Origin of the sequence: Pseudomonas sp. B26(2017) (assembly GCF_002113045.1) — a bacterium.
Lineage (GTDB): Bacteria > Pseudomonadota > Gammaproteobacteria > Pseudomonadales > Pseudomonadaceae > Aquipseudomonas.
This window is the reverse complement of record NZ_NEJJ01000009.1, coordinates 89,533-112,443: the sequence shown is the minus strand read 5'-3', so window position 1 is coordinate 112,443 and position 22,911 is coordinate 89,533. Positions and strand designations below refer to the sequence as shown.

The following is a 22,911-nucleotide window of genomic DNA, read 5'->3' as shown; positions in this document are numbered from 1 at the left end:
TGGTTCAGGACGTGTTGCCTTTTCCTACGAGTCTTTAGGACTCAGCGCATTTACTGCCAGACCCACGGCCCCTACCGTCGGGTTCTGACCAGTGACTGCGTGGACCATCGGTTTTGCTGCCGTATTGGTTTGAACTCGATGCCGCCACAACTTCCCTGGACGGGATCGCGGCGCATTGAACAACACTAAAAAAAGAGGGAGCGTCATGCGCCATACCTTGGTTTTTTCCGCATTGCTGGGCGCCGGTCTGTTGACCGCCGCGTCCGCCAGTTTCGCCGCCAGCAACAGTCTGGTGTTCTGCTCCGAAGGCAGCCCGGCCGGTTTCGATACCGCGCAGTACACAACGGCGACCGATAACGACGCCGCCGAGCCGCTGTACAACCGGCTGGCCGAGTTCGAAAAAGGCGCGACCAATGTCGTACCGGGCCTGGCAACCAGCTGGGATATTTCCGAGGATGGTCTCAAGTACACCTTTCACCTGCGCGAAGGTGTGAAGTTTCATACAACGCCGTACTTCAAACCCACGCGCGACTTCAATGCCGATGACGTGCTGTTCACGTTTAACCGCATGCTCGATCCGCAACAGCCATTCCGTAAGGCTTATCCGACCGAGTTCCCGTATTTCAACGGGATGAGCCTCAACAAGAACATCGCCAAGGTCGAGAAGACCGGGCCGCTGACCGTGGTCATGACGCTCAACAGCGTCGACGCCGCGTTCATCCAGAACATCGCCATGAGCTTCGCCGCCATCCTGTCCGCCGAGTACGCCGACAAGCTGCTGGCCGAAGGCAAACCGAGCGACATCAACCAGAAGCCGATCGGCACTGGCCCGTTCGTGTTCAAGAGCTATCAGAAAGACTCGAACATCCGCTACACCGGCAACCCGCATTACTGGGATCAGAGCCGGGTGAAGCTGAAAAACCTGATTTTCGCGATCAATACCGATGCTTCGGTACGCGTGCAAAAGCTCAAGGCCGGCGAATGCCAGATCACGCTGCACCCGCGTCCGGCCGATGTACCGGCACTGAAGAACGATCCGAAACTGCAATTGATCGAGAAGCCGGGCTTCAACCTCGGCTACATCGCCTACAACGTGCGCCACAAGCCGTTCGACCAGCTCGAAGTGCGTCAGGCACTGGACATGGCGGTGAATAAACAGGGGATTCTCAACGCGGTTTATCAAGGCGCCGGCCAACTGGCCGTCAACGCCATGCCGCCGACCCAATGGTCCTACGACGACACCATCAAGGACGCCGCCTACAACCCGGAAAAAGCCAAAGAGCTGCTCAAGGCTGCCGGCGTCAAGGAAGGCACCGAGATCACCCTGTGGGCGATGCCGGTACAACGTCCGTACAACCCGAACGCCAAACTGATGGCCGAAATGCTCCAGGCTGACTGGGCCAAAATCGGTCTGAAAGTGAAGATCGTCAGCTACGAATGGGGCGAGTACATCAAGCGCACCAAGAATGGCGAGCACGACATCAGCCTGATCGGCTGGACCGGTGACAACGGGGATCCGGACAACTGGCTCGGCACGCTGTACAGCTGCGATGCCATCGGCGGCAACAACTACTCCATGTGGTGCGATCCGGCTTACGACAAGCTGATCAAGCAGGCCAAGGTCGTCACCGACCGCGACCAGCGCACCGTGCTCTACAAACAGGCCCAACAACTGCTCAAGCAGCAAGTGCCGATCACGCCTGTCGCCCACTCGACGGTCAACCAGCCGCTGAGCGCCAAAGTCGAAGGGTTCAAGGTGAGCCCGTTCGGTCGCAACGTGTTTTCGGGTGTCAGCATCGATTAAACAAACAACCGATTAGCCGCAACGCTGAGGGGGCCGTCTACCCCCTCACGCAAGCGCTTTGCCGAAATTCGCCATTCAGGCCTTTTGCAAACGTTTGCGATGTGTGAATGAGTTCTAAACCAATAACCGGCCAACCCAAAAAAGCCGGCATAAAAAGAAAGTAAAGGAGCTTCACCCATGAAACTGAGCAATACCGCGATACTGGCCTTGGCCATCAGCAGCATCACCGCCACGGCTTACGCGGAAACCCAAAGCCAGGCGTTCACCCCGGTGACCGTCAATGAAAAGAGCGCCCAGGCCGAAGCCACCGGCTTCCTCGAAGGCTCCACAATCAGCGGCACGACCCGTAACTGGTACGCCAACGAACAACTCAAGCGCGGCGGCAAGTTCACCTATCGCAAGGATGGCGTAGCCACCCCGACCGACCGCCGTATCAACTGGGTGCAAGGCACCATCGTCAAGTACAACTCGGGCTTCACCGAAGGCACCGTCGGTTTCAGCACCGAAGTGGCAGCGTACAACGCCATCGCGCTGGAACGTGACCGCGAGAACCTGGCGGCCAACAATGGCGGCGCACCAGGCACCCGTCCGGGCGCGGGCAACAACCGTACCCTGACCCGTGAAGGCGGCGAAGCCCAGGGCCAGTGGAGCAAAGTCGGCCTGGCCAACGTCAAGGCACGCATCTCCAACACCACCCTGACCGCCGGCCGCATGAACTTCAGCAGCCCGCAGGTTGATGTGATCGGCAACCGTCCGCTGCCATCGAGCTTCGAAGGTATCGCGATCCACAGCGAAGAGCTGAACAATCTGTCCTTCGACCTGGCCTCGTTCGACCGCGTTTCGCCGCGTACCGAAGAAAGCCTGAGCAAGTTCCGCTCCGAATACGGCGCGATCGATGCCGAAGCCGACCACGTTCACACCGGCGGCATCTCGTACCAGCCGTTCGCCAGCCTGACCACCAGCCTGTGGGGCACCCAGGCCGAAGACCTGTGGAACCAGTACTACTTCGGCGCCACCCACGTGCTGGGTGACAGCTCGGTACTGGCTCTGACCACCGGTCTGAACTACTACAAGACCGTGGATGAAGGTAAGAAGAAACTGGGTGAAATCGACAACGACACGTACTCCCTGTCGTTCGGCCTGACTCACCAGGCGCATACCCTGACCTTCTCCTACCAGGAAGTGAACGGTAACGAGTACTTCGACTACCTGCACGAAACCAACGGCATCTACCTGGCCAACTCCCTGCTGTCGGACTTCAACGGCCCGAACGAGAAATCCTTCCAGGTGGCCTACGGTCTGAACATGGCCGAATACGGTGTGCCAGGCCTGAAGTTCAACATCTACCAGGCCCGCGGCTGGGGCATCGACGGCACTCACTACAAGGGTGGCGGCTACGATGGCGTGCAGTCGATGGACGGCGAACACCACTATGAATACGGCATCGGTGCCACTTATGCCGTACAGAGCGGTCCGCTGAAAGCCACCACCGTTCGCGCGACCTACACCGCGCACCGTGCAAGCGAAAACCAGGCTGACGGCAGCATCAACGAGTTCCGTCTGGTGACCACCGTTCCATTCAACATCCTGTAAAAACGCCAGCCGACGGCTGACTCAGTGACGAGTCGGCCGTTCGGCTTTTTGTCTTCAACCGATTGCAGAGGGTTCTTGATGAAAATGCTTCCCCTACGTGCGGCCATCGCGGCTGCGTTGCTGAGTGTCGCTGTCGGCGTCTCGGCCAAACCCTTGGTGGTCTGCACCGAAGCCAGTCCGGAAGGCTTCGATATAGTCCAATACACGACTGCAGTCACAGCCGATGCGGCAGCTGAAACGGTGTTCAACCGTCTGGCGGACTTCAAGCCGGGCACCACCGAAGTGATTCCGGCGCTGGCCGAATCCTGGGACATCAGCGAAGACGGCCTGACCTACACGTTCCACCTGCGCAAAGGCGTCAAGTTTCACACCACCGAATATTTCAAGCCGACCCGCGACATGAACGCCGACGACGTGGTCTGGAGTTTCCAGCGTCAGCTGGACCCGAATCACCCGTGGCACAAGCTGTCGAGCGTGGGCTTCCCGTACTTTGAAAGCATGGGTTTCAAGGAACTGCTCAAAAGCGTCGAGAAAGTCGACGACAACACCGTCAAGTTCACCCTGACCCGTCGTGAAGCGCCGTTCCTGGCCGACATCGCCATGGCGTTTTCCTCGATCTATTCGGCCGAATACGCCGACCAGTTGCTCAAGGCCAACAAGACCGGCGACCTGAACAGCAAACCGGTCGGCACCGGGCCGTTCATCTTCCAGCGCTACAACAAGGACGCCCAGGTACGCTTCAAGGCCAACCCGGATTACTTCCGTGGCAAGGCCCCGGCTGACGCACTGATCCTGGCGATCGCCACCGACAACAACGTGCGCTTGCAGAAACTCAAGGCCAACGAGTGCCAGATCGCGCTGTACCCGAAACCGGATGACATTCCGAGCATCAAGAAAGACAGCAACCTGAAAGTCGATGAACTGGATGCGATGACTGTCTCCTACGTCGCCATGAACACCCAGCACAAATACATCAGCGACGTGCGGGTGCGCAAAGCGATCGACATCGCCTTCGACAAGGAAGCCTACGTCAACGCCCTGTTCGGCAAAGGCAACGCGACCGTTGCGGTCAACCCGTACCCGCCGACCCTGCTGGGCTACAACCACGAGCTGAAAAACCCGCCACGTGACCTGGACAAGGCCCGCGCCCTGCTCAAGGAAGCCGGCGTACCGGAAGGCACCACCTTCACCCTGTTCACCCGCAACGGCGGCGGCCCGACCAACCCGAACCCGATGCTCGGCGCGCAGATGATGCAGGCTGACCTGGCGAAAGTCGGAATCAAGATCGACATCCGGGTGATGGAATGGGGCGAGATGCTCAAGCGCGCCAAGGCCGGCGAGCACGACATGGTTTCGGCCGGATGGGCGGGCGACAACGGCGACCCGGATAACTTCCTGACGCCTATGCTCAGTTGCGAAGCCGCCAAGAACGGCGAAAACTACGCTCGCTGGTGCAACGAGAAATTCCAGGCCCTGCTCGACGAAGCACGGGCTAAAGTAGATCCGGCCGAACGCGCCAAGCTGTATGAACAGGCTCAAGTGCTGTTCAATCAGGATCAGCCATGGATCAGCATGGCCCATACCCGCATGTTCACCGCAATGCGCAACAACGTAGAGGGTTATCACATCAGCCCTCTGACAACCAATAACTTCGCCACCACCCAGGTGAAGTAGATAAGAAAACTCCCGGCCTCCCTGACCCCAGGGTCGCCGGGCACGCCTAACCGGCTGATGAGGTACCACACACGATGTTTAGTTTTATTGCCCGCCGACTGGGGTTATTGATCCCCACGTTTTTCGGCATCACCTTGCTGACTTTCGCGTTGATTCGCATGATTCCCGGCGACCCCGTGGAAGTGATGATGGGCGAACGTCGGGTCGACCCCGAAATGCACGCTCAGGCAATGGAACGCCTCGGTCTTAACAAACCGTTGTACGCCCAGTACCTGGACTACATCGGCAAGTTGGCTCACGGCGACCTCGGCGAATCCCTGCGCACCCGTGAGAGCGTATGGACCGAGTTCACCTCCCTCTTCCCGGCGACCCTGGAACTGTCCATGGCCGCCCTGCTGTTCGCCGGTATCCTGGGCCTGCTGGCCGGGGTGATCGCGGCCCTCAAGCGAGGATCCCTGTTCGACCACGGGGTAATGGGCATCTCCCTGGCGGGGTATTCGATGCCGATCTTCTGGTGGGGCCTGATCCTCATCATGTTCTTCTCGGTGAGCCTGGGCTGGACCCCGGTGTCCGGGCGGATCGACCTGCTTTACGACATCGAGCCGCGCACCGGCTTCATGCTGATCGACACTCTGCTGGCCGATGACATGGGCGCGTTCGTCGATGCCCTGCACCACCTGATCCTGCCGGCCATCGTGCTGGGCACCATTCCGCTGGCGGTGATCGCGCGGATGACCCGTTCGTCGATGCTCGAAGTCCTGCGTGAAGACTACATCCGCACCGCCAAGGCCAAAGGCCTGTCGCCGTCGCGCGTGGTGTTCGTGCACGGCCTGCGCAACGCGCTGATTCCGGTACTGACCGTGGTCGGCCTGCAAGTCGGTACCCTGCTCGCTGGCGCGGTCCTGACCGAAACCATCTTCTCCTGGCCCGGCATCGGTAAATGGCTGATCGAAGCCATCGGCGCCCGGGACTACCCGGTTGTGCAAAACGGCATCCTGTTAATCGCCTGCCTGGTGATTCTGGTCAACTTCGTGGTGGACATCCTCTACGGCTTTGCCAACCCACGCATCCGTCATCAGCGCTGAGGTCAATACCCATGAGCACTCCAACTTCCTCAGTAGTCACCGCCGCCACCGCCGTGGATCAAAGTCTGCTGTACCCGTCACCGTACAAAGAGTTCTGGCAGGCATTCGCCAGAAACAAGGGCGCCGTCGCCGGCCTGCTGTTCATGCTGCTGGTGATTTTCTGCGCGATTTTCGCGCCGTGGGTCGCCCCGCATAACCCGAGCGAGCAATACCGCGACTTCCTGCTGACGCCGCCGGCGTGGCTCGAAGGCGGGCAGATGCAGTTCCTGCTCGGCACCGATGAACTGGGTCGCGACTTGCTGTCGCGTCTGATCCAGGGCTCGCGCCTGTCGCTGCTGATCGGTCTGTCGTCGGTGGTGATGTCGCTGATTCCCGGGATCCTGCTGGGTCTGTTCGCCGGTTTCTTCCCGAAAGTGGTCGGCCCGACCATCATGCGTCTGATGGACATCATGCTGGCTCTGCCATCGCTGCTGCTGGCCGTGGCGATCGTCGCCATCCTCGGCCCAGGCCTGATCAACACCGTGATCGCGATTGCCGTGGTGTCGCTGCCTTCCTATGTGCGTCTGACCCGTGCTGCCGTGATGGGTGAGCTGAACCGCGACTACGTGACCGCCGCGCGCCTGTCCGGTGCCGGCCTGCCACGCCTGATGTTCATCACCGTGCTGCCGAACTGCATGGCACCGCTGATCGTACAGGCGACCCTGAGCTTCTCCTCGGCGATACTCGATGCCGCCGCCCTGGGCTTCCTCGGCCTCGGCGTCCAGCCGCCAACCCCTGAGTGGGGCACCATGCTGGCTTCGGCCCGCGACTACATCGAACGCGCCTGGTGGGTGGTGAGTCTGCCTGGTTTGACCATTTTGCTCAGCGTGCTGGCAATCAACCTGATGGGCGACGGCCTGCGCGATGCGCTGGACCCGAAACTCAAGAACGCCGCCTGAGGAGATTCCCATGTCACTGTTAGAAATCAAGAATCTCAACGTTCGCTTCGGCGACAAGAACGCCACACCGGTGGTCGACGGCCTCGACCTGAAAGTCGACAAGGGCGAAGTCCTGGCGATCGTGGGCGAGTCGGGCTCCGGCAAGTCGGTGACCATGATGGCGCTGATGGGACTGATCGAGCACCCGGGCATCGTGACTGCCGACTCGCTGAGCTTCGACGGCAAGAACATGCTCAAGCTGAACAACCGCCAGCGTCGGCAGATCGTCGGCAAAGACCTGGCGATGGTGTTCCAGGACCCGATGACCGCGCTCAACCCGAGCTACACCGTCGGTTTCCAGATCGAAGAAGTGCTGCGCCTGCACCTGAAAATGTCCGGCAAGGCCGCCCGCAAGCGCGCCATCGAGCTGCTGGAAAAAGTTGAGATCCCCGGCGCCGCCAGCCGTATGGATGCCTATCCGCACCAATTGTCCGGCGGCATGAGCCAGCGCGTGGCAATCGCCATGGCAATTGCCGGCGAGCCGAAACTGCTGATCGCAGACGAGCCGACCACTGCACTCGACGTAACCATCCAGGCCCAGATCATGGACCTGCTGCTGGCGCTGCAGAAAGAGCAGAACATGGGCCTGGTGCTGATCACCCACGACCTCGCCGTCGTGGCTGAAACCGCCCAGCGCGTGTGCGTGATGTACGCCGGTCAAGCCGTTGAAGTCGGTCAGGTGCCGCAACTGTTCGACATCCCGGCCCACCCGTACAGCGAAGCGCTGCTCAAGGCGATTCCGGAACACAGCCAGGGTGCCGCGCGTCTGGCCACACTGCCAGGCATCGTTCCCGGCCGTTACGACCGCCCGCAGGGCTGCCTGCTGTCGCCGCGCTGCCCGTACGTGCAGGACAGCTGCCGCGCGCAGCGTCCGACCCTTGACCCGAAAAGCCACAGCCTCGCCCGCTGCTTCTATCCGCTGAACCAGGAGGTGGCGTAATGGCCGTCGTACTTACCGCCCGCGACCTGACCCGTCACTACGAAGTCTCCCGCGGCCTGTTCAAGGGCCACGCCACCGTGCGCGCCCTCAACGGCGTGTCGTTCGAGCTGGAAGCCGGCAAGACCCTCGCCGTCGTTGGTGAATCGGGCTGCGGCAAATCCACCCTCGCCCGCGCCCTGACCCTGATCGAGGAGCCGTCGTCCGGTTCCCTGAAAATCGCCGGGCAAGAAGTGGCAGGCGCCGACAAGGCCCAGCGCAAACAACTGCGCAAAGACGTGCAGATGGTGTTCCAGAGCCCGTACGCCTCGTTGAACCCACGGCAGAAAATCGGTGATCAACTGGCCGAGCCGCTGTTGATCAACACCAACCTGAGTGCTTCCGAGCGTCGCGAGAAAGTCCAGGCGATGATGAAGCAGGTCGGCTTGCGTCCCGAGCACTACCAGCGTTATCCGCACATGTTCTCCGGCGGTCAGCGTCAGCGTATCGCGCTGGCCCGCGCCATGATGCTGCAACCGAAAGTGCTGGTGGCGGACGAACCGACCTCGGCGCTGGACGTGTCGATCCAGGCGCAGGTGCTGAACCTGTTCATGGACATGCAGCAGGAGTTCAACACCGGTTACGTGTTCATCTCGCACAACCTGGCGGTGGTGCAGCACGTGGCCGATGACGTGATGGTGATGTACCTCGGTCGTCCGGTGGAAATCGGTCCGAAAGAGGACATCTATGCCCGTCCTCTGCACCCGTACACCCAGGCGCTGCTGTCGGCGACGCCGACTATCCATCCGGATCCGGACAAGCCGAAAATCAAGATCGTCGGCGAGCTGCCCAACCCGCTAAACCCGCCGCCTGGCTGCGCGTTCCACAAGCGCTGCCCGTACGCCACCGCGCGTTGCAGCAGCGAAGAGCCGGCCCTGCGCCAGCTCGACACCCGTCAGGTAGCGTGCCACTACGCCGAGCAGTTCCTCGACGGCGCGGCATGAAAAAACCCGCCCCGTTTTCCGGGGCGGGTTGTTGATGAGTTGCCCAAACCCCTTCTGCCTCGATTGCGCATCGATCGGGAAAGAAGGGGTTTTCTTTTGCCCGGAATCTACGTCTGGCTGTCACCTTCGTCCGCATCGTCGGTGTCCGGCTCATCGGTGGTGTCGTCGTCATCGTCGGCACTGCCGCCCTGGCCCTGATCGCCCGGCTCGGACTCGGACTTGGCCAGCATCAGCGCGCTGTGCCCGACCTGCTCGCTAAAGGCCTGAGTATCGTGATCCTCGCACTCGGCCCAGGCCGTCGCGGTGCCGAGGGACAGCATCACCATCACTTTCAACAGCAACAAAACGCGTAGCAACCTGTTTTTCATAGCCGATTCCATCCTGTTCCAGGTGAGAAATTCATGCCTGACCTGACGCTGATTGAAATCTAGTTCCAATCAGCCGGGTTCACCAGATGGGACGCTAACCAACGCCCGGAAATGCCGTGCCTGGACAGACCGCTTTCGAATAACGTCCATAACCGGATCAGCTAAGCGCCTGCGCCTTGTGTGGGACGAACTCGGGTCGCCTGATAAATCAGCGGCACGGACAGCAAGGCCAGCACGGCACTCGCCAGCCAGACACTGTGGCCCCCGAACTGGCCATAAAGCTGCCCGCCGAGCACGGGCGACAGCAGCGAACTCGCACTCCAGGCCATGAAGAACAGACCGAAATAGCGACCGCTTTTTCCGGTTTGCGCATGTTGCATCACCAGCACGTTCAACGGTGGCATGAACAACGCCTCCCCCAGCGTCCAGATCACGGTCGAGAGGCAGGCATAAAGCAATCCGGAACCCAGCGGCAACATGCCGAGCCCGACCGCCAGCAGCACACAACCGGCGATCAAAGGTCGGCGCGCGCCCCAGCATTCGCCCCAGTGCGACATGGGAATCTGCAAAGTCACGACCAGAATCGCATTGATCGCGAACTGCCAGCCGATGGCCTCGGTACTCAAGCGGTAATAGTCGCGAAGGTAGTTGCCCAAGGTGCTGTAGACCGTGTCGAACGCCATACCCAGAAGGAGGGTCGCTGCCAGCAGCCAGAGGAATGGCTTGTCGCGATACGGCAGGCCCGCACCCGATTGCGCCTGCGGCGCCTCCTCAGCATCCAGCACCGGCCGGTGCCAGGTCGTGCGAACAAACCAGAGCAGCGCCAGCAGCGTGAGCCCGGCGCTGATGAAAAACACCCAACGAAAATCCACTTGCGCCAGAACACCGCCCGCCACACCGGCAGCGGCCATCCCGAGGTTCCTGGCGATGCGACTCAACGCCTGCGCCCGTGGACGCTGCCCAACCTCGCAATACTCCATGATCAAGCGTTGATGCAGCGTACGGATCGCCCCGTCGAGCGTGCCGCTGAGCAACAGCAACCCGGCCAGCAACGGCACTTGCGTGACCAGCCCCAGCAACACCAGAACCCACGCAGAGATGAAAAACAGCGCCGCCGTCAGTCGCGCCGTGCGCACGTGGTCACTGAGCCACCCGCCGAGCATCGAGCCGATCAGCAAGCCACCGCCATACGCCGACAGCAGCCAGCCAACGGTTTCGATCGCCAGCCCCAGTTCCTGGCGCAAGTACAACGCCATGAACAGCTTGACCATGCTGCTCAGGCGATTGATGAACAGCAGCGCCGCCAGCACCCAGGCCATCAGGCTGAAATAACCGTTGGGCCGAAGCAGATGAGCGAGCCTCCCTGTCATTCGATTGCTCCCTTGTTGATCGACCGGACGCTCGGCGCCCGAATTGAATGAGTTCGCATACTTAATCAGCACGCAAAAAAAAGCCCCCTGTTTTATCAGTGGGCTTTCGGGTCTCACCAGTCAGCGCTTAGTGGTGCTCACGGGTTGCACGGAATTTCACGTCCGGCCAGCGCTCTTCCATCAGGGCCAGGTTGACCCGGGTCGGGGCGAGGTAGGTCAGGTGACCGCCGCCGTCCAGTGCCAGGTTTTCCACCGCCTTGTTGGAGAATTCCTCAAGCTTCTTCTTGTCGCTGCATTCGATCCAGCGCGCGGAGTACACGGTGATCGGCTCGTAGGAGCACTCGACCTTGTATTCCTCTTTCAGGCGGCTGGCGACCACATCGAACTGCAGCACACCGACGGCGCCGAGGATGATGTCGTTGGTGCGCTCCGGGAAGAACACCTGGGTCGCGCCTTCTTCGGCCAGCTGTTGCAGGCCCTGGCGCAATTGCTTGGATTTCAGCGGGTCGCGCAGACGTACGCGACGGAACAGTTCCGGGGCGAAGTGCGGGATACCGGTAAAGCCCAGGGTTTCGCCTTCGGTGAAGGTGTCGCCGATCTGGATCGTGCCGTGGTTGTGCAGGCCGATGATGTCGCCGGCGTACGCTTCTTCCAGCTGCTCACGCTCGGAGGAGAAGAACGTCAGGGCGTCGCCGATGCGCACGTCCTTGCCGGTACGCACATGGCGCATCTTCATGCCTTTCTCGTACTTGCCGGAGCAGATACGCATGAAGGCGATGCGGTCGCGGTGTTTCGGGTCCATGTTCGCCTGGATCTTGAAGATGAAGCCCGAGAACTTCTCTTCCACCGGCTCCACGGTGCGCTCGTTGGCCACACGCGGCAGCGGGCGCGGGGCCCAGTCGACCACGGCGTCGAGTACGTGGTCGACCCCGAAGTTGCCCAGTGCGGTACCGAAGAACACCGGGGTCAGTTGACCGTCGATGAACTCCTGCTGGTTGAACTCATGGCAGGCGCCCTGCACCAGTTCCAACTGCTCGAGGAAGCGGTCGTACTCGTCGCCCAGGTGAGCGCGGGCTTCGTCGGAGTCGAGCTTCTCGATAATCCGGGTTTCGGTGCGTTCGTGGCCGTGGCCAGGGGTGTAGACAATGATGTAATCGCCCGCCAGGTGGTACACACCCTTGAAATCGCGGTAGCAACCGATCGGCCAAGTGATCGGCGCCGCCTTGATCTTCAGGACGGCCTCGATCTCGTCGAGCAGTTCGATCGGGTCGCGGATGTCACGGTCGAGTTTGTTGATGAAGCTGACGATCGGCGTGTCACGCAGACGGCAGACATCCATCAGCGCGATGGTCCGCGGCTCTACACCTTTACCGCCGTCGAGGACCATCAGGGCCGAGTCCACCGCGGTCAGGGTGCGGTAGGTGTCTTCGGAGAAGTCTTCGTGGCCCGGGGTGTCGAGCAGGTTGATCATGTGTTCGCGATACGGGAACTGCATGACCGAGGTGGTAATGGAAATACCCCGCTGCTTCTCCATCTCCATCCAGTCGGATGTCGCATGGCGATCGGATTTACGGGATTTCACCGTACCGGCCACGGCAATCGCCTTGCCCATCAACAGGAGCTTTTCGGTGATGGTGGTTTTACCGGCATCGGGGTGGGAAATAATGGCGAAAGTGCGGCGTTTCGCGACTTCGGCGGCCTGGTTGGTCATGGGAAATCGCCTGGCGGTGATTCAAAAAAGGGCGGCGATTATAGCCCAACTCGATTCAATAACCGAACCGTTGAGCACATTAAGGGTGGCCAAATGCTGCCTCGGATGGGAACCTTTTAAAGCACGGAGACGTCCATCCCCTGTTACGACAATTCGTCAGGGGCTGAAAAATCAGCAAGTTAGCCTGACGAGGCTGCGCTCATGGCTCGCTTTCAGACCGTTTTTGCCGGGCTGAAAAAAAGCCGCTTCTCGCGAACGCTGACTCCGGCAGCCAGGAATGGCATGCCACGCGGAGCTGCGTTCGCCGACTAAAAAAAGGAGTCCGCCTGTGGCTATCCGCTATGGCAAAGGGCTGATGGGAGGTGCGGTGGTGATCGCGCTCCTGGCCCTGCTGGTCCACTGGATCGGCATCAACACGATCGAACACTACCGCGACGATTTGTTGTTTTACCTGCAAGCTCATCTGATTCTCGTCCTCGCTTCAATGCTGGCCGCCCTGGTCGTGGGCATCCCCGCCGGTATCTTCCTGAGCCGCCCGAGCATGGTCGGCCGCGCTGAACGCTTCATGCAGATCTTCAATATCGGCAATACCGTGCCTCCGCTGGCCGTGCTGGCGATTGCCCTGGGGATTCTCGGCATCGGCAGCGGTCCGGCGATCTTCGCTCTGTTCCTCGCCTCGCTGTTGCCGATTGTGCGCAACACCTATGAAGGCCTGAAAAACGTTCAGGGTTCGCTGAAAGAAGCCGCCGTCGGCATCGGCATGACGCCGCGTCAGGTGTTGTGGAAAGTCGAATTGCCCAACGCCGTGCCGATCATCGTCGGCGGTGTGCGGGTCGCGCTGGCGATCAACGTCGGTACCGCACCGCTGGCCTTCCTGATCGGCGCCAACAGCCTTGGCAGCCTGATCTTCCCCGGCATCGCCCTGAACAATCAGCCGCAACTGCTGCTCGGCGCCGCGTGCACCGCGCTGCTGGCCCTGCTGCTCGATGGCGTGGTCACCCTCGCCAGCCGTCTCTGGCTGGAACGCGGTTTGCGCCCGTCTTAAGGCTCTTGCGAAGGAATGAACATGAAACGACTTAGCTTGATCTTAGGCTGCGCCCTGCTGTTCGCGGGATTGGCGCAAGCCGCTGAAAAGCCCGTTATCCGTCTTGGCGCCCGGGTATTCACCGAGCAGACGCTGCTCGCGGAAATCACCGCGCAATACTTGCGCAGCAAAGGTTACGACGCGCGGATCACCGGCGGCCTGGGCAGCAACCTGGCCCGCAGCGCCCACGAAAGCGGACAGCTGGACATGCTCTGGGAATACACCGGTGTGTCGCTGGTGGCCTACAACCATGTCACCGAGAAACTCGACAGCGAACAGTCCTACGCCCGGGTAAAAGAACTCGACGCGAAAAAAGGCCTGGTCTGGCTCACGCCGTCGAAATTCAGTAACACCTACGCCCTCGCCCTGCCGAAAAAGGTGGCCGAGGAATATCCGCAGATCAGCAATATCAGCCAGTTGAACGACGTGCTGAAGGCTGAAGCCAAGACCAACCACCTGGTCGCGCTGGACACCGAGTTCGCCAACCGCTCCGACGGTCTGGACGGCATGGTCAAGCTTTACGACATGAACCTGACCCGCAAGAACATCCGCCAGATGGACGCAGGCCTGGTCTACACCGCGCTGCGCAACGGGCAGGTGTTTGCCGGTCTGGTCTACACCACCGACGGTCGCCTCAATGCTTTCGGCCTGAAGCTGCTGGAGGACGACAAGCATTACTTCCCGGACTACACCGCCGCTCCTGTGGTGCGTCAGGCCTACCTCGACGCCCATCCGCAACTGGCGGAGCAACTCAAGCCGCTGGCTGAACTGTTCGACGACGAAACCATGCGCCAGCTCAACGCGCGGGTCGATGTCGATCACGAAAGCCCGTCGAAAGTCGCTGCCGATTTCCTGCGCCAGCATCCACTGAATTAAAGGAGGAAAAGTCATGGAATTTTTGAACGCCTTTTCCCACCTCGACTGGCAGCAGGTGATGCACCTGACCTGGCAGCACATCACCCTGGTCGGCATCGCCGTCAGTCTGGCAATCCTCATCGGCGTGCCGCTGGGGATTTTGATGACTCGATTTCCGACGCTCGCAGGTCCCTTGCAGGCCAGCGCCACGGTATTGCTCACCGTGCCGTCGATTGCCCTGTTCGGTCTGCTGCTGCCGTTCTATTCGAAATTCGGCCAGGGCCTCGGCCCGATGCCGGCAATCACGGCGGTGTTCCTTTATTCACTGCTGCCGATCATGCGCAACACCTACCTCGCCCTGACCGGCGTCGAGCCGGGCATCCGCGAAGCTGCTCGCGGCATCGGCATGACCTTTGGCCAGCGCCTGCGCATGGTCGAGTTGCCGATTGCGGTACCGGTGATCCTCGCGGGCGTACGCACCGCCGTGGTGATGAACATCGGCGTGATGACCATCGCCGCGACCATCGGCGCCGGCGGCCTTGGCGTGCTGATCCTCGCCTCCATCAGCCGCAGCGACATGTCGATGCTCATCGTCGGCGCGCTGCTGGTCAGTCTTCTGGCGATCTTCGCCGACCTCATTTTGCAGTGGCTGCAACGTTCGCTGACTCCAAAAGGACTCCTCAAATGATCGAACTTCAAAACCTCAGCAAGACCTTCCAAAGCAACGGCAAAGATGTGAAAGCCGTGGACTCGGTAAGCCTGACCGTCAATGAAGGCGAAATCTGTGTGTTCCTCGGGCCATCGGGTTGCGGCAAAAGCACCACGCTGAAAATGATCAACCGCCTGATCAAGCCGACCTCCGGCAAGATCCTGATCAACGGCGAAGACACCACCGACCTCGACGAAGTGACCCTGCGCCGCAACATCGGCTACGTGATCCAGCAGATCGGTCTGTTCCCGAACATGACCATCGAAGAGAACATCGTCGTCGTGCCGAAACTGCTCGGTTGGGATAAACAGAAATGCCACGACCGCGCCCGCGAACTGATGAGCATGATCAAGCTTGAGCCCAAGCAGTATCTGCATCGTTACCCGCGCGAACTGTCCGGCGGCCAGCAGCAACGGATCGGCGTGATCCGCGCGCTGGCCGCGGATGCACCGCTGTTGCTGATGGACGAACCGTTCGGTGCGGTGGACCCGATCAACCGCGAAATGATCCAGAACGAGTTCTTCGAGATGCAGCGCGCGTTGAACAAGACCGTGATCATGGTCAGCCACGACATCGACGAAGCGATCAAGCTGGGCGACAAGATCGCGATCTTCCGCGCCGGCAAGCTGTTGCAGATCGATCATCCGGACACGCTGCTGGCGCATCCGGCAGACGACTTTGTCAGCAACTTCGTCGGCCAGGACAGCACCCTCAAACGCCTGCTACTGGTGAAAGCCGAAGACGCGGCAGACAACGCGCCATCGGTGAGCCCGGAAACCCCGGTGGCCGATGCGCTGGAGTTGATGGACGAGCATGACCGCCGCTATGTCGTCGTCACCGACGCCGAGAACAAGGCACTGGGTTATGTGCGCCGTCGCGACCTGCATCGCCAGACCGGCACCTGTGCCCAGTTCCTGCGCGAGTTCAACGCCACGGCGGCGTACGACGAGCATTTGCGCATCCTCTTGTCGCGGATGTACGAGTTCAATCGTGCCTGGTTGCCGGTGATGGATGCCGAGCGGGTATTCCTCGGCGAGGTCACCCAGGAGTCGATTGCGGCGTACCTGAGTTCGGGTCGATCGCGCGGAATGAAGACCAATATCGTGTCGCCAGCCGAGGCGGTGTCCTGATCAAAAGCAAAAGGGCTGTTCGACAGCCCTTTTTTTCGACCACCGGATCCTCAAGGCCGGGATTTTTTCGCCGACGATGAGCCGGCAAGAAATATCAACACACCAGAGCGCCGGACCCGGCCGTTCTTGTCAGCTTCAACCAGCAAATCCCCCCTCACCTGCCCTTCTCGCGGCCAACGTCGCCGATGTTGAAGTGATCGTAGTTATCTGAGAGTTGGCGCACATCAGCTTCGAACGTGCAGGTATTTTTAACACCTTAAAATTATTGCGGAACATCTGACCGTCATCTCGGTCGGCTACAAAGAGTGATATCCGCGACGCACGTCAGAAGCGTGCAAAAACGCGACATTTTTAGTTGATCTCAGGCCCCTCACGCCCTAAAGTTCGCGCCGAACGTCCATGCTGGAAACGATCCATCCGGCTCAAGTACTGACGACGAGACAGCAAGGCCAAGGGAAAGAAAGACTACATTTCCCATGGCCTTTTTGCTTTCGGCGACATGCCTTGGGAAGTAGGCGAACCAAAGTGGGGATACGGAGGACGTTCATATGCACCCATTGTTTTTACCCGTTTGCCCATAGGAGCTCCCAGGTATGTCGATCCAGGTCGAAGACTATTTCGCGCGCGAAACCTTTCAGAAAATGAAGGCATTCGCCGACAAACAGGAAACCCCGTTCGTGGTGATCGACACCGCGATGATCGCCCAGGCCTACGATGACCTGCGCGCCGGTTTCGAATTCGCCAAGGTCTACTACGCGGTCAAGGCCAACCCGGCCGGCGAGATCATCGACCTGCTCAAAGAGAAAGGTTCGAGCTTCGACATCGCCTCGATCTATGAGCTGGACAAAGTGTTGAGCCGGGGCGTCAGCCCGGACCAGATCAGCTACGGCAACACCATCAAAAAGTCCAAGGACATTCGCTACTTCTTTGAGAAGGGCGTGCGTCTGTTCGCCACCGACTCGGAAGCCGACCTGCGCAACATCGCCAAGGCCGCACCGGGCGCCAAAGTTTATGTGCGCATCCTGACCGAAGGCTCGACCACAGCCGATTGGCCACTGTCGCGCAAATTCGGCTGCCAGACCGACATGGCCATGGACCTGCTGATCCTCGCCCGCGATCTGGGTCTGGTGCCTTACGGCATCTCGTTCCACGTCGGTTCGCAACAGCGTGACATCAGCGTCTGGGACGCCGCGATCGCCAAGGTCAAAGTGATTTTCGAGCGCCTGAAAGAAGAAGACGGTATCCACCTGAAGCTGATCAACATGGGCGGTGGCTTCCCGGCCAACTACATCACCCGCACCAACAGCCTGGAAACCTACGCCGAAGAAATCATCCGCTTCCTCAAGGAAGACTTCGGTGATGATCTGCCGGAAATCATTCTGGAGCCGGGCCGTTCACTGATTGCCAACGCCGGCATCCTGGTCAGCGAAGTGGTACTGGTCGCGCGTAAATCCCGTACCGCCGTCGAGCGTTGGGTTTATACCGATGTGGGCAAGTTCTCCGGTCTGATCGAAACCATGGACGAAGCGATCAAGTTCCCGATCTGGACCGAGAAGAAAGGCGAGATGGAAGAAGTCGTGATCGCCGGCCCGACCTGCGACAGCGCCGACATCATGTACGAAAACTACAAGTACGGCCTGCCGCTGAATCTGGCGATTGGTGATCGCCTCTACTGGCTGTCGACCGGTGCGTACACCACCAGCTACAGCGCGGTAGAGTTCAATGGCTTCCCGCCGCTGAAGTCGTTCTACGTGTAAGCGAAGCTGTAAATGAAAAGGCCCATGCATGTGTATGGGCCTTTTTTATTTGCGCAGCCAGCTCTCAAGATGATTGAGCATGGTCATGAACTCATCGGCGCCCTCTTGCATGGCGGCCAGCTGGAAATTCAACTCGCCGAGTTTCGATGCGCGCTCTGCCCTCAACAAGTCGTAGTACAACATTTCGATGCGCAAGCCGGTTTCTTCGAGAAACACGCTGATGTGCGAACTCACGGAAGCCAATCCGTTAAACAACACTGCTACATCAGCTTTGTATTCAGCGGCCCTGACTACCGGATCCGCTGACGAATAAGCTACGTCCCAAACCGGCGACGTGCGCGCTTCACGAAACAACTCCTCAACCACTGCGGGTTGGTTATGGCACTGGCACGAGCGATGATCCATCGCCCTGCCAAACACCGACTTGAGCCCGAACGACTCGTCATGCACCTCGACGATTGTGTATTTCAGTTGGCCTATCGCTGCCCTCAACGAGTAAAAACGAAGCGCGAGTTCGTGAACGAGCTCCGGGACATTGGTAGGGGGAAACAACCTCCAGGTCGGCGACCTGGATAAGCTGTACAACTTGAAATCCACCTGACTGAGGGGCTCGTTCCTTGAAGTATTGCGGCTAATTTCCAGCGATTCGGCAGTGAACGCAGCCAGATCCGCGACGTAAGTACTGCACAGGCGCCGAACCTCTTCGGTGCGCTGCCAGAACTCCTGCAAGTAGCGTGCATTGAAGCTGGCGTTGTTCAAACGCGAATCGCTGGCCCGTACCGCCAGTTGATGACCGCTGGCTCTGCGGCGCTCAAACACCAAAGGAATGTTGTTGAAGGTTGGGTGAAGAGAACCGAGAAAAATTGTGTATCGATCCAGCACGCGTCGTTGCGTTGTGGAGAATTCATAGGCAAGTGTTTTCATGAGTGACAGGGAAGCGGTGAGCATGTCGCCCACCGCCTCGACTCCTTACTGCTGAACAGTTTTCAGGTACTGCCTGACATCGGCAATCCGGGTGAGTGCGGCAGCCGTCCGCTCCTCGGCAGGCTGCGACTTGTCCTGTTGGAAGTCTCGGGCGAAGGACTCGAATACAGCCACCAGATTCGAATACTCATTCACGTAACTCCAGCGCTCTTCGTCCAACTGGTCGAGCACTTGCACCAGCTGAATCTTTCCATCGATCTGGTAGATATCGTTGACGTGCTTCTTCAACTGCGCCCTCAGATCAGCTGCCTTATCCTTGAGCTGGTTGTAACCCGCCAGCATGTTCAGATAGGAAATGGCCTCGCCGATACCCGCGATCATTTTTTTCAAGGTATCAATGGCAAACAGTGCAATCTGAACCTGCGGTGGCGCCAGCCCCAGTGCTTTCAGGTTATCCAGCGTCAATCGGGCTTCCTGACCGATTTTCTCCACCCCGGCTTTCGCGATCAGTTCGAGCGCTTCAGACACCGATTCCATCTGCTTTTCGAAATCGGCGATTTTTTCTTCCGACTTGACCTTCAATGCCTCCGTGAACGCCCGGTCCTGCTGCAGCGTCACAATCCATTGCGCCGAAGCCGATCGGTCATAAGCCGTACTCAAGCCGTTGTGCGTCATCTTCAAATCGTTCGCGTGCTCGGAGACTTTCATCGATACATTCTTGAGCTCGGTTTCCATTTCTTCGCGGATTTCATCCCCTTCTTCAGGATATTTGAGGAGATCGCTCTGAGACATTTTCAGCCTGTTCTGCGCACGCTCCAGATTGATCCCTGTCGTCTGGGCCTGATTACGAAGTTCGAATGTGGCCTTCTGGATAGCCACCGTCAGCCCATTCATGGTGCGGACGGTACCTGGCAAATAATTGAATTGCTCACCCAGCATTTGCGCAGTGACATTACTTGCCTGAACCGAAGCACCGTGTACACGCAGTGCCGCGACGTCAAAATCAGAAGAAGTCAAATCATCCTGTAGCGATAACATCATTGTGTTGCTCCTGAATACTGCAAAGCCGTTTCCATACTCTTTTTCTGCCGCTGCGAACACACCCAGCAGTTGATCAGAAGCTGTTCTTATTTTTCGCCACGGGTCAATGATGGAGAGAATCTGATTTTTGAACATCCTGAAATTAGTTGCCGTCACAATACCATCAATATCTTCAAAAGAACCTTTGAGGTAAGTACTCAGAGCGTTCCAGACCAGCATCAGATTTTGAGTTGCAACTTCTGCTTCAATCGCAACGTAGCTGAGGTTCTGCAGGTCATCACGCACCTTGTTCAAGGAACTCAGTGTCTGACTCTTGCTGGCCATCTTCTGATTGGCAGACTGTTGTTCTGTTTTTAGCTGGTTTCGCTCCTTGCGGATCTTTTCGGCTTTGACGCCCTGATAGATACCGAGTATCAAACCACCAATGTTAAACGTCGCCGCAGATCTGATTGCTTCCTGAACCAGCTGATCATATTGCTTGTTGAGTTCATCAATAGCTTTGGAGCGCTGGTCAATTTCGCCTTGCAGAATCTGGATGTCGGCCTGGTAGGTATTACGGGACACAAACTCCAGTCGCAACCTGATCGCCGGCAAGACCGTCTCGCGCATATCGGTGCCGAAACTGTCGAGCTCCTCTCGGACTCGTTCGGCCTTACTGTGGGCCGCTGTCACCTTGTCCAGAATGGTTTTGAGGTGAGACTTGACCTCAAGGGCGTCATCGGCAGGGAAGTTCAGGCTTGGAAGGTTCGGGAACCTGCGCTCCAGTTCCTGATACTCCTCCGGCGTGTAGATATCGTAGTTTTCCAGGTAAGAGGATGAAGGCTGGTCATTGTAGATCTCTTGAATTGCTGCACCTGCGCCAAGAATGCTACCGGCAAATACCTTCAGGTCAGTCCCGGTAAGCATGATTTTTTCACGCAACGGCGACCAGCGTTTCGCATGGTCGTAGGTGCAGACGAAGGTCCTCTGAAAGTCTGCTGCCTTGAGACCAACGCCCCCCGCATCCCCGGCACCATAGTTCAGATAGGCAACGACATCTTCCAGCCGAACAGGAAGTGACAGCCCCAAAACTTCATACTTACGCAGGCCGATAATTTGTTCCTTGGTTAATTGAATACCGGGGTCCCGATTGTATTCTTCATCTTCACCAAGCGAAGCATTTACAAACATCAGAGGCGCTTTTGCGGCGATCTCGACAATTTTGCTGTCCATCTTGAATTCCATAAGAGACTCCTTGTCTTCTTCGGATATTTAATAAAAGTTATTTTAGAAACGACATCGTCACTCAACTCACTTCAACTTGAGCGCCGACATCGCAAAACAACCTTAGGACAGCAAAACACCAATCAACAAGCATTCAAATATTAGCAATCACGACAAACAAGCCATTCACCCGAATACTTACCCGAGAACAGCCACATCAACTTGATGAAAACAAATAACCGCGAAGTAAATACTTACAAAGCAACTAACTCTGCCAGCCGCAACTTATAAGCGTCTGCCATTGCACGGATTCGAGGATGTTGTGCATTCAACAAAGACACGCTGGCGACTCGCAGGAAATTCACATTGCCCGCGTCCAGCGCCTTGCGCAGCCAGCCAAGAGCGTCATCAATGCGTCCCTCATCGGCAAGTATCGCGGCGTGACTGAACTGTCCTCGAAAATCGCCGCCCTCAGCCGCTCGACGATACCAGTCACGCGCCGTTGGCAGATCTTGCGGACAGTGACGTCCTTCTTCCAGATACCGACCCAACAGGTTCATCGACTTGGCATGTCCCGACTCGGCAGCGCTGCGGTACAGGGCGAGGGCCTGCGCCTGGTCTTCGGGTATTCCACGTCCGGTGGCGTGCAGATTTGCCAGGTTGTACATCGCCCAATCCAGCCCCGCGTCGGCGGCCGCCTGGTAATGGCGCGCGGCGAGTTCGGCGCTGGCCACACAACCCCATCCGTGTTCATGACAACGACCGAGCATGTTGCGCGCCATCAGATGACCTTGCCCTGCGGCGATTTCAAACCAGCGCACTGCCAGCGGCTGATCCTGCGCAATCCCGTGGCCATCGAGCAAAATCTGCCCAAGCAGCGCCTGCGCTTCGAGCACGCCCTCACCCGCTGCGATCAGAATCGCCTGAGCCGCACGGGCCGGGCTTTCTTCGAGCATGGCGGTGAGGCGTTCGCCGTCGAGGACTTCTTCGCGACGTAACCGAAAGTCCGCCACTTACACCTCGACCCAGCGACGCAACAGGTTGTGATAGGTGCCAGTGAGGCGGATCAACGAAGGATGATCGGGCATGTCCTGGGTGAGTTGCTGGATCGCACCGTCCATCTCGAACAGCAACGCGCGCTGGCTGTCTTCGCGCACCAGGCTTTGGGTCCAGAAGAACGAGGCATAACGCGCGCCGCGAGTGACCGCATTGACCTTGTGCAGACTGGTGCCGGGGTACAGCACCATATCGCCGGCGGGCAGTTTCACCCGTTGGGTGCCGAAGGTGTCCTGGATTTCCAGCTCGCCGCCGTCGTAGTCCTCGGGTTCGCTGAAGAACAGCGTGGCGGACAGATCAGTGCGCACCCGCTCAATGCTGCCCTTGGGCTGGCGCACTGCGTTGTCGATGTGGAAATCGAAGCTGCCGCCCGCCGTGTAGCAGTTGAGTAACGGCGGGAACACTTTGTGCGGCAGCGCGGCGGACATGAACAGCGGATTTTTCCACAGGCGTTCAAGCATCGCGGCGCCGATTTCCTTGGCCAGAGGATGACCTTCCGGCAGTTGCAGATTGTGCTTGGCCTTGGCCGATTGATAGCCGGCGGTGATCTTGCCATCGGCCCAGTCGGCCTGTTCCAGAGCCTCGCGGATGCGCCGCACTTCGTCTTTTTCGAACAGAGCGGGGATGTGCAGCAGCATGGCAATGTCACC

At 59.0% G+C, this 22,911-nt stretch carries 19 protein-coding genes; 12 read left to right on the top strand and 7 right to left on the bottom strand.

Annotation, left to right across the window (positions count from 1 at the left end; translation table 11 throughout):
* Nucleotides 1-205: 205 nt before the first annotated feature.
* From CAF79_RS15090 to CAF79_RS15060, 7 genes are all read left to right on the top strand, one after another.
* Nucleotides 206-1,804, top strand: a complete 1,599-nt coding sequence (locus CAF79_RS15090; protein WP_085698427.1) for an ABC transporter substrate-binding protein — start codon at nucleotides 206-208, stop codon at nucleotides 1,802-1,804.
* Between the two features lie 177 nt (nucleotides 1,805-1,981).
* Nucleotides 1,982-3,397, top strand: a complete 1,416-nt coding sequence (locus tag CAF79_RS15085) for an OprD family porin (protein ID WP_085698426.1) — start codon at nucleotides 1,982-1,984, stop codon at nucleotides 3,395-3,397.
* Nucleotides 3,398-3,475: 78 nt separating this feature from the next.
* Nucleotides 3,476-5,071 carry an ABC transporter substrate-binding protein gene (locus tag CAF79_RS15080; protein ID WP_085698425.1) on the top strand — a complete coding sequence of 532 codons (1,596 nt, stop codon included), beginning with the start codon at nucleotides 3,476-3,478 and terminating at the stop codon, nucleotides 5,069-5,071.
* A 74-nt stretch (nucleotides 5,072-5,145) separates the two neighbouring features.
* Nucleotides 5,146-6,156, top strand: a complete 1,011-nt coding sequence (locus CAF79_RS15075; RefSeq protein WP_085698424.1) for an ABC transporter permease subunit — start codon at nucleotides 5,146-5,148, stop codon at nucleotides 6,154-6,156.
* Nucleotides 6,157-6,167: 11 nt separating this feature from the next.
* Nucleotides 6,168-7,094: an ABC transporter permease subunit gene (locus CAF79_RS15070; protein WP_085698423.1), complete on the top strand. Its 927-nt coding sequence runs from the start codon at nucleotides 6,168-6,170 to the stop codon at nucleotides 7,092-7,094.
* A 10-nt stretch (nucleotides 7,095-7,104) separates the two neighbouring features.
* A complete protein-coding gene (locus CAF79_RS15065; protein ID WP_085698422.1) occupies nucleotides 7,105-8,073 on the top strand; it encodes an ABC transporter ATP-binding protein in 969 nt (322 codons plus the stop codon).
* Nucleotides 8,073-9,053, top strand: coding sequence for a peptide ABC transporter ATP-binding protein (locus CAF79_RS15060; RefSeq protein WP_085698421.1), 981 nt, complete (start codon nucleotides 8,073-8,075; stop codon nucleotides 9,051-9,053). The genes CAF79_RS15065 and CAF79_RS15060 overlap by 1 nt, the downstream gene beginning before the upstream one ends.
* A gap of 107 nt (nucleotides 9,054-9,160) precedes the next feature.
* Here the strand turns inward: CAF79_RS15060 and CAF79_RS15055 are convergent, their stop codons facing one another.
* The 3 genes from CAF79_RS15055 to CAF79_RS15045 form a co-directional block, all read right to left on the bottom strand.
* On the bottom strand, nucleotides 9,161-9,421 hold the full coding sequence (locus CAF79_RS15055) for a hypothetical protein (RefSeq protein WP_085698420.1): 261 nt from the start codon (nucleotides 9,419-9,421) through the stop codon (nucleotides 9,161-9,163).
* 161 nt (nucleotides 9,422-9,582) lie between these two features.
* Nucleotides 9,583-10,791 carry an MFS transporter gene (locus tag CAF79_RS15050; RefSeq protein ID WP_085698419.1) on the bottom strand — a complete coding sequence of 403 codons (1,209 nt, stop codon included), beginning with the start codon at nucleotides 10,789-10,791 and terminating at the stop codon, nucleotides 9,583-9,585.
* Nucleotides 10,792-10,918: 127 nt separating this feature from the next.
* On the bottom strand, nucleotides 10,919-12,502 hold the full coding sequence (locus CAF79_RS15045) for a peptide chain release factor 3 (RefSeq protein WP_085698418.1): 1,584 nt from the start codon (nucleotides 12,500-12,502) through the stop codon (nucleotides 10,919-10,921).
* 355 nt (nucleotides 12,503-12,857) lie between these two features.
* Between CAF79_RS15045 and CAF79_RS15040 the strand changes: the two genes are divergently transcribed.
* The 5 genes from CAF79_RS15040 to CAF79_RS15020 all read left to right on the top strand — a co-directional run bounded on the left by CAF79_RS15040 (nucleotide 12,858) and on the right by CAF79_RS15020 (nucleotide 18,037).
* Nucleotides 12,858-13,547 carry an ABC transporter permease gene (locus CAF79_RS15040; protein ID WP_166554532.1) on the top strand — a complete coding sequence of 230 codons (690 nt, stop codon included), beginning with the start codon at nucleotides 12,858-12,860 and terminating at the stop codon, nucleotides 13,545-13,547.
* A 21-nt stretch (nucleotides 13,548-13,568) separates the two neighbouring features.
* Complete coding sequence (locus CAF79_RS15035) at nucleotides 13,569-14,462, top strand: glycine betaine ABC transporter substrate-binding protein (RefSeq protein ID WP_085698417.1); 894 nt, start codon at nucleotides 13,569-13,571, stop codon at nucleotides 14,460-14,462.
* 13 nt (nucleotides 14,463-14,475) lie between these two features.
* Complete coding sequence (locus CAF79_RS15030) at nucleotides 14,476-15,129, top strand: ABC transporter permease (RefSeq protein WP_085698416.1); 654 nt, start codon at nucleotides 14,476-14,478, stop codon at nucleotides 15,127-15,129.
* Nucleotides 15,126-16,280: a betaine/proline/choline family ABC transporter ATP-binding protein gene (locus tag CAF79_RS15025; protein ID WP_085698415.1), complete on the top strand. Its 1,155-nt coding sequence runs from the start codon at nucleotides 15,126-15,128 to the stop codon at nucleotides 16,278-16,280. The genes CAF79_RS15030 and CAF79_RS15025 overlap by 4 nt, the downstream gene beginning before the upstream one ends.
* A gap of 593 nt (nucleotides 16,281-16,873) precedes the next feature.
* A complete protein-coding gene (locus CAF79_RS15020) occupies nucleotides 16,874-18,037 on the top strand; it encodes a type III PLP-dependent enzyme (RefSeq protein WP_085698414.1) in 1,164 nt (387 codons plus the stop codon).
* A 45-nt stretch (nucleotides 18,038-18,082) separates the two neighbouring features.
* Here CAF79_RS15020 and CAF79_RS15015 read toward each other — a convergent pair whose 3' ends face one another.
* From CAF79_RS15015 to CAF79_RS15000, 4 genes are all read right to left on the bottom strand, one after another.
* Nucleotides 18,083-18,985: a hypothetical protein gene (locus CAF79_RS15015; protein WP_256574656.1), complete on the bottom strand. Its 903-nt coding sequence runs from the start codon at nucleotides 18,983-18,985 to the stop codon at nucleotides 18,083-18,085.
* A gap of 21 nt (nucleotides 18,986-19,006) precedes the next feature.
* Nucleotides 19,007-21,226 carry an alpha-xenorhabdolysin family binary toxin subunit A gene (locus tag CAF79_RS15010; protein WP_085698412.1) on the bottom strand — a complete coding sequence of 740 codons (2,220 nt, stop codon included), beginning with the start codon at nucleotides 21,224-21,226 and terminating at the stop codon, nucleotides 19,007-19,009.
* Nucleotides 21,227-21,459: 233 nt separating this feature from the next.
* The gene (locus tag CAF79_RS15005) at nucleotides 21,460-22,218 is read right to left on the bottom strand and encodes a tetratricopeptide repeat protein (RefSeq protein WP_256579271.1); all 759 of its coding nucleotides are present in this window, start codon (nucleotides 22,216-22,218) and stop codon (nucleotides 21,460-21,462) included.
* Nucleotides 22,219-22,899 carry a Fe2+-dependent dioxygenase gene (locus CAF79_RS15000; RefSeq protein ID WP_085698411.1) on the bottom strand — a complete coding sequence of 227 codons (681 nt, stop codon included), beginning with the start codon at nucleotides 22,897-22,899 and terminating at the stop codon, nucleotides 22,219-22,221. It lies immediately after the preceding gene.
* Nucleotides 22,900-22,911 lie beyond the last annotated feature (12 nt).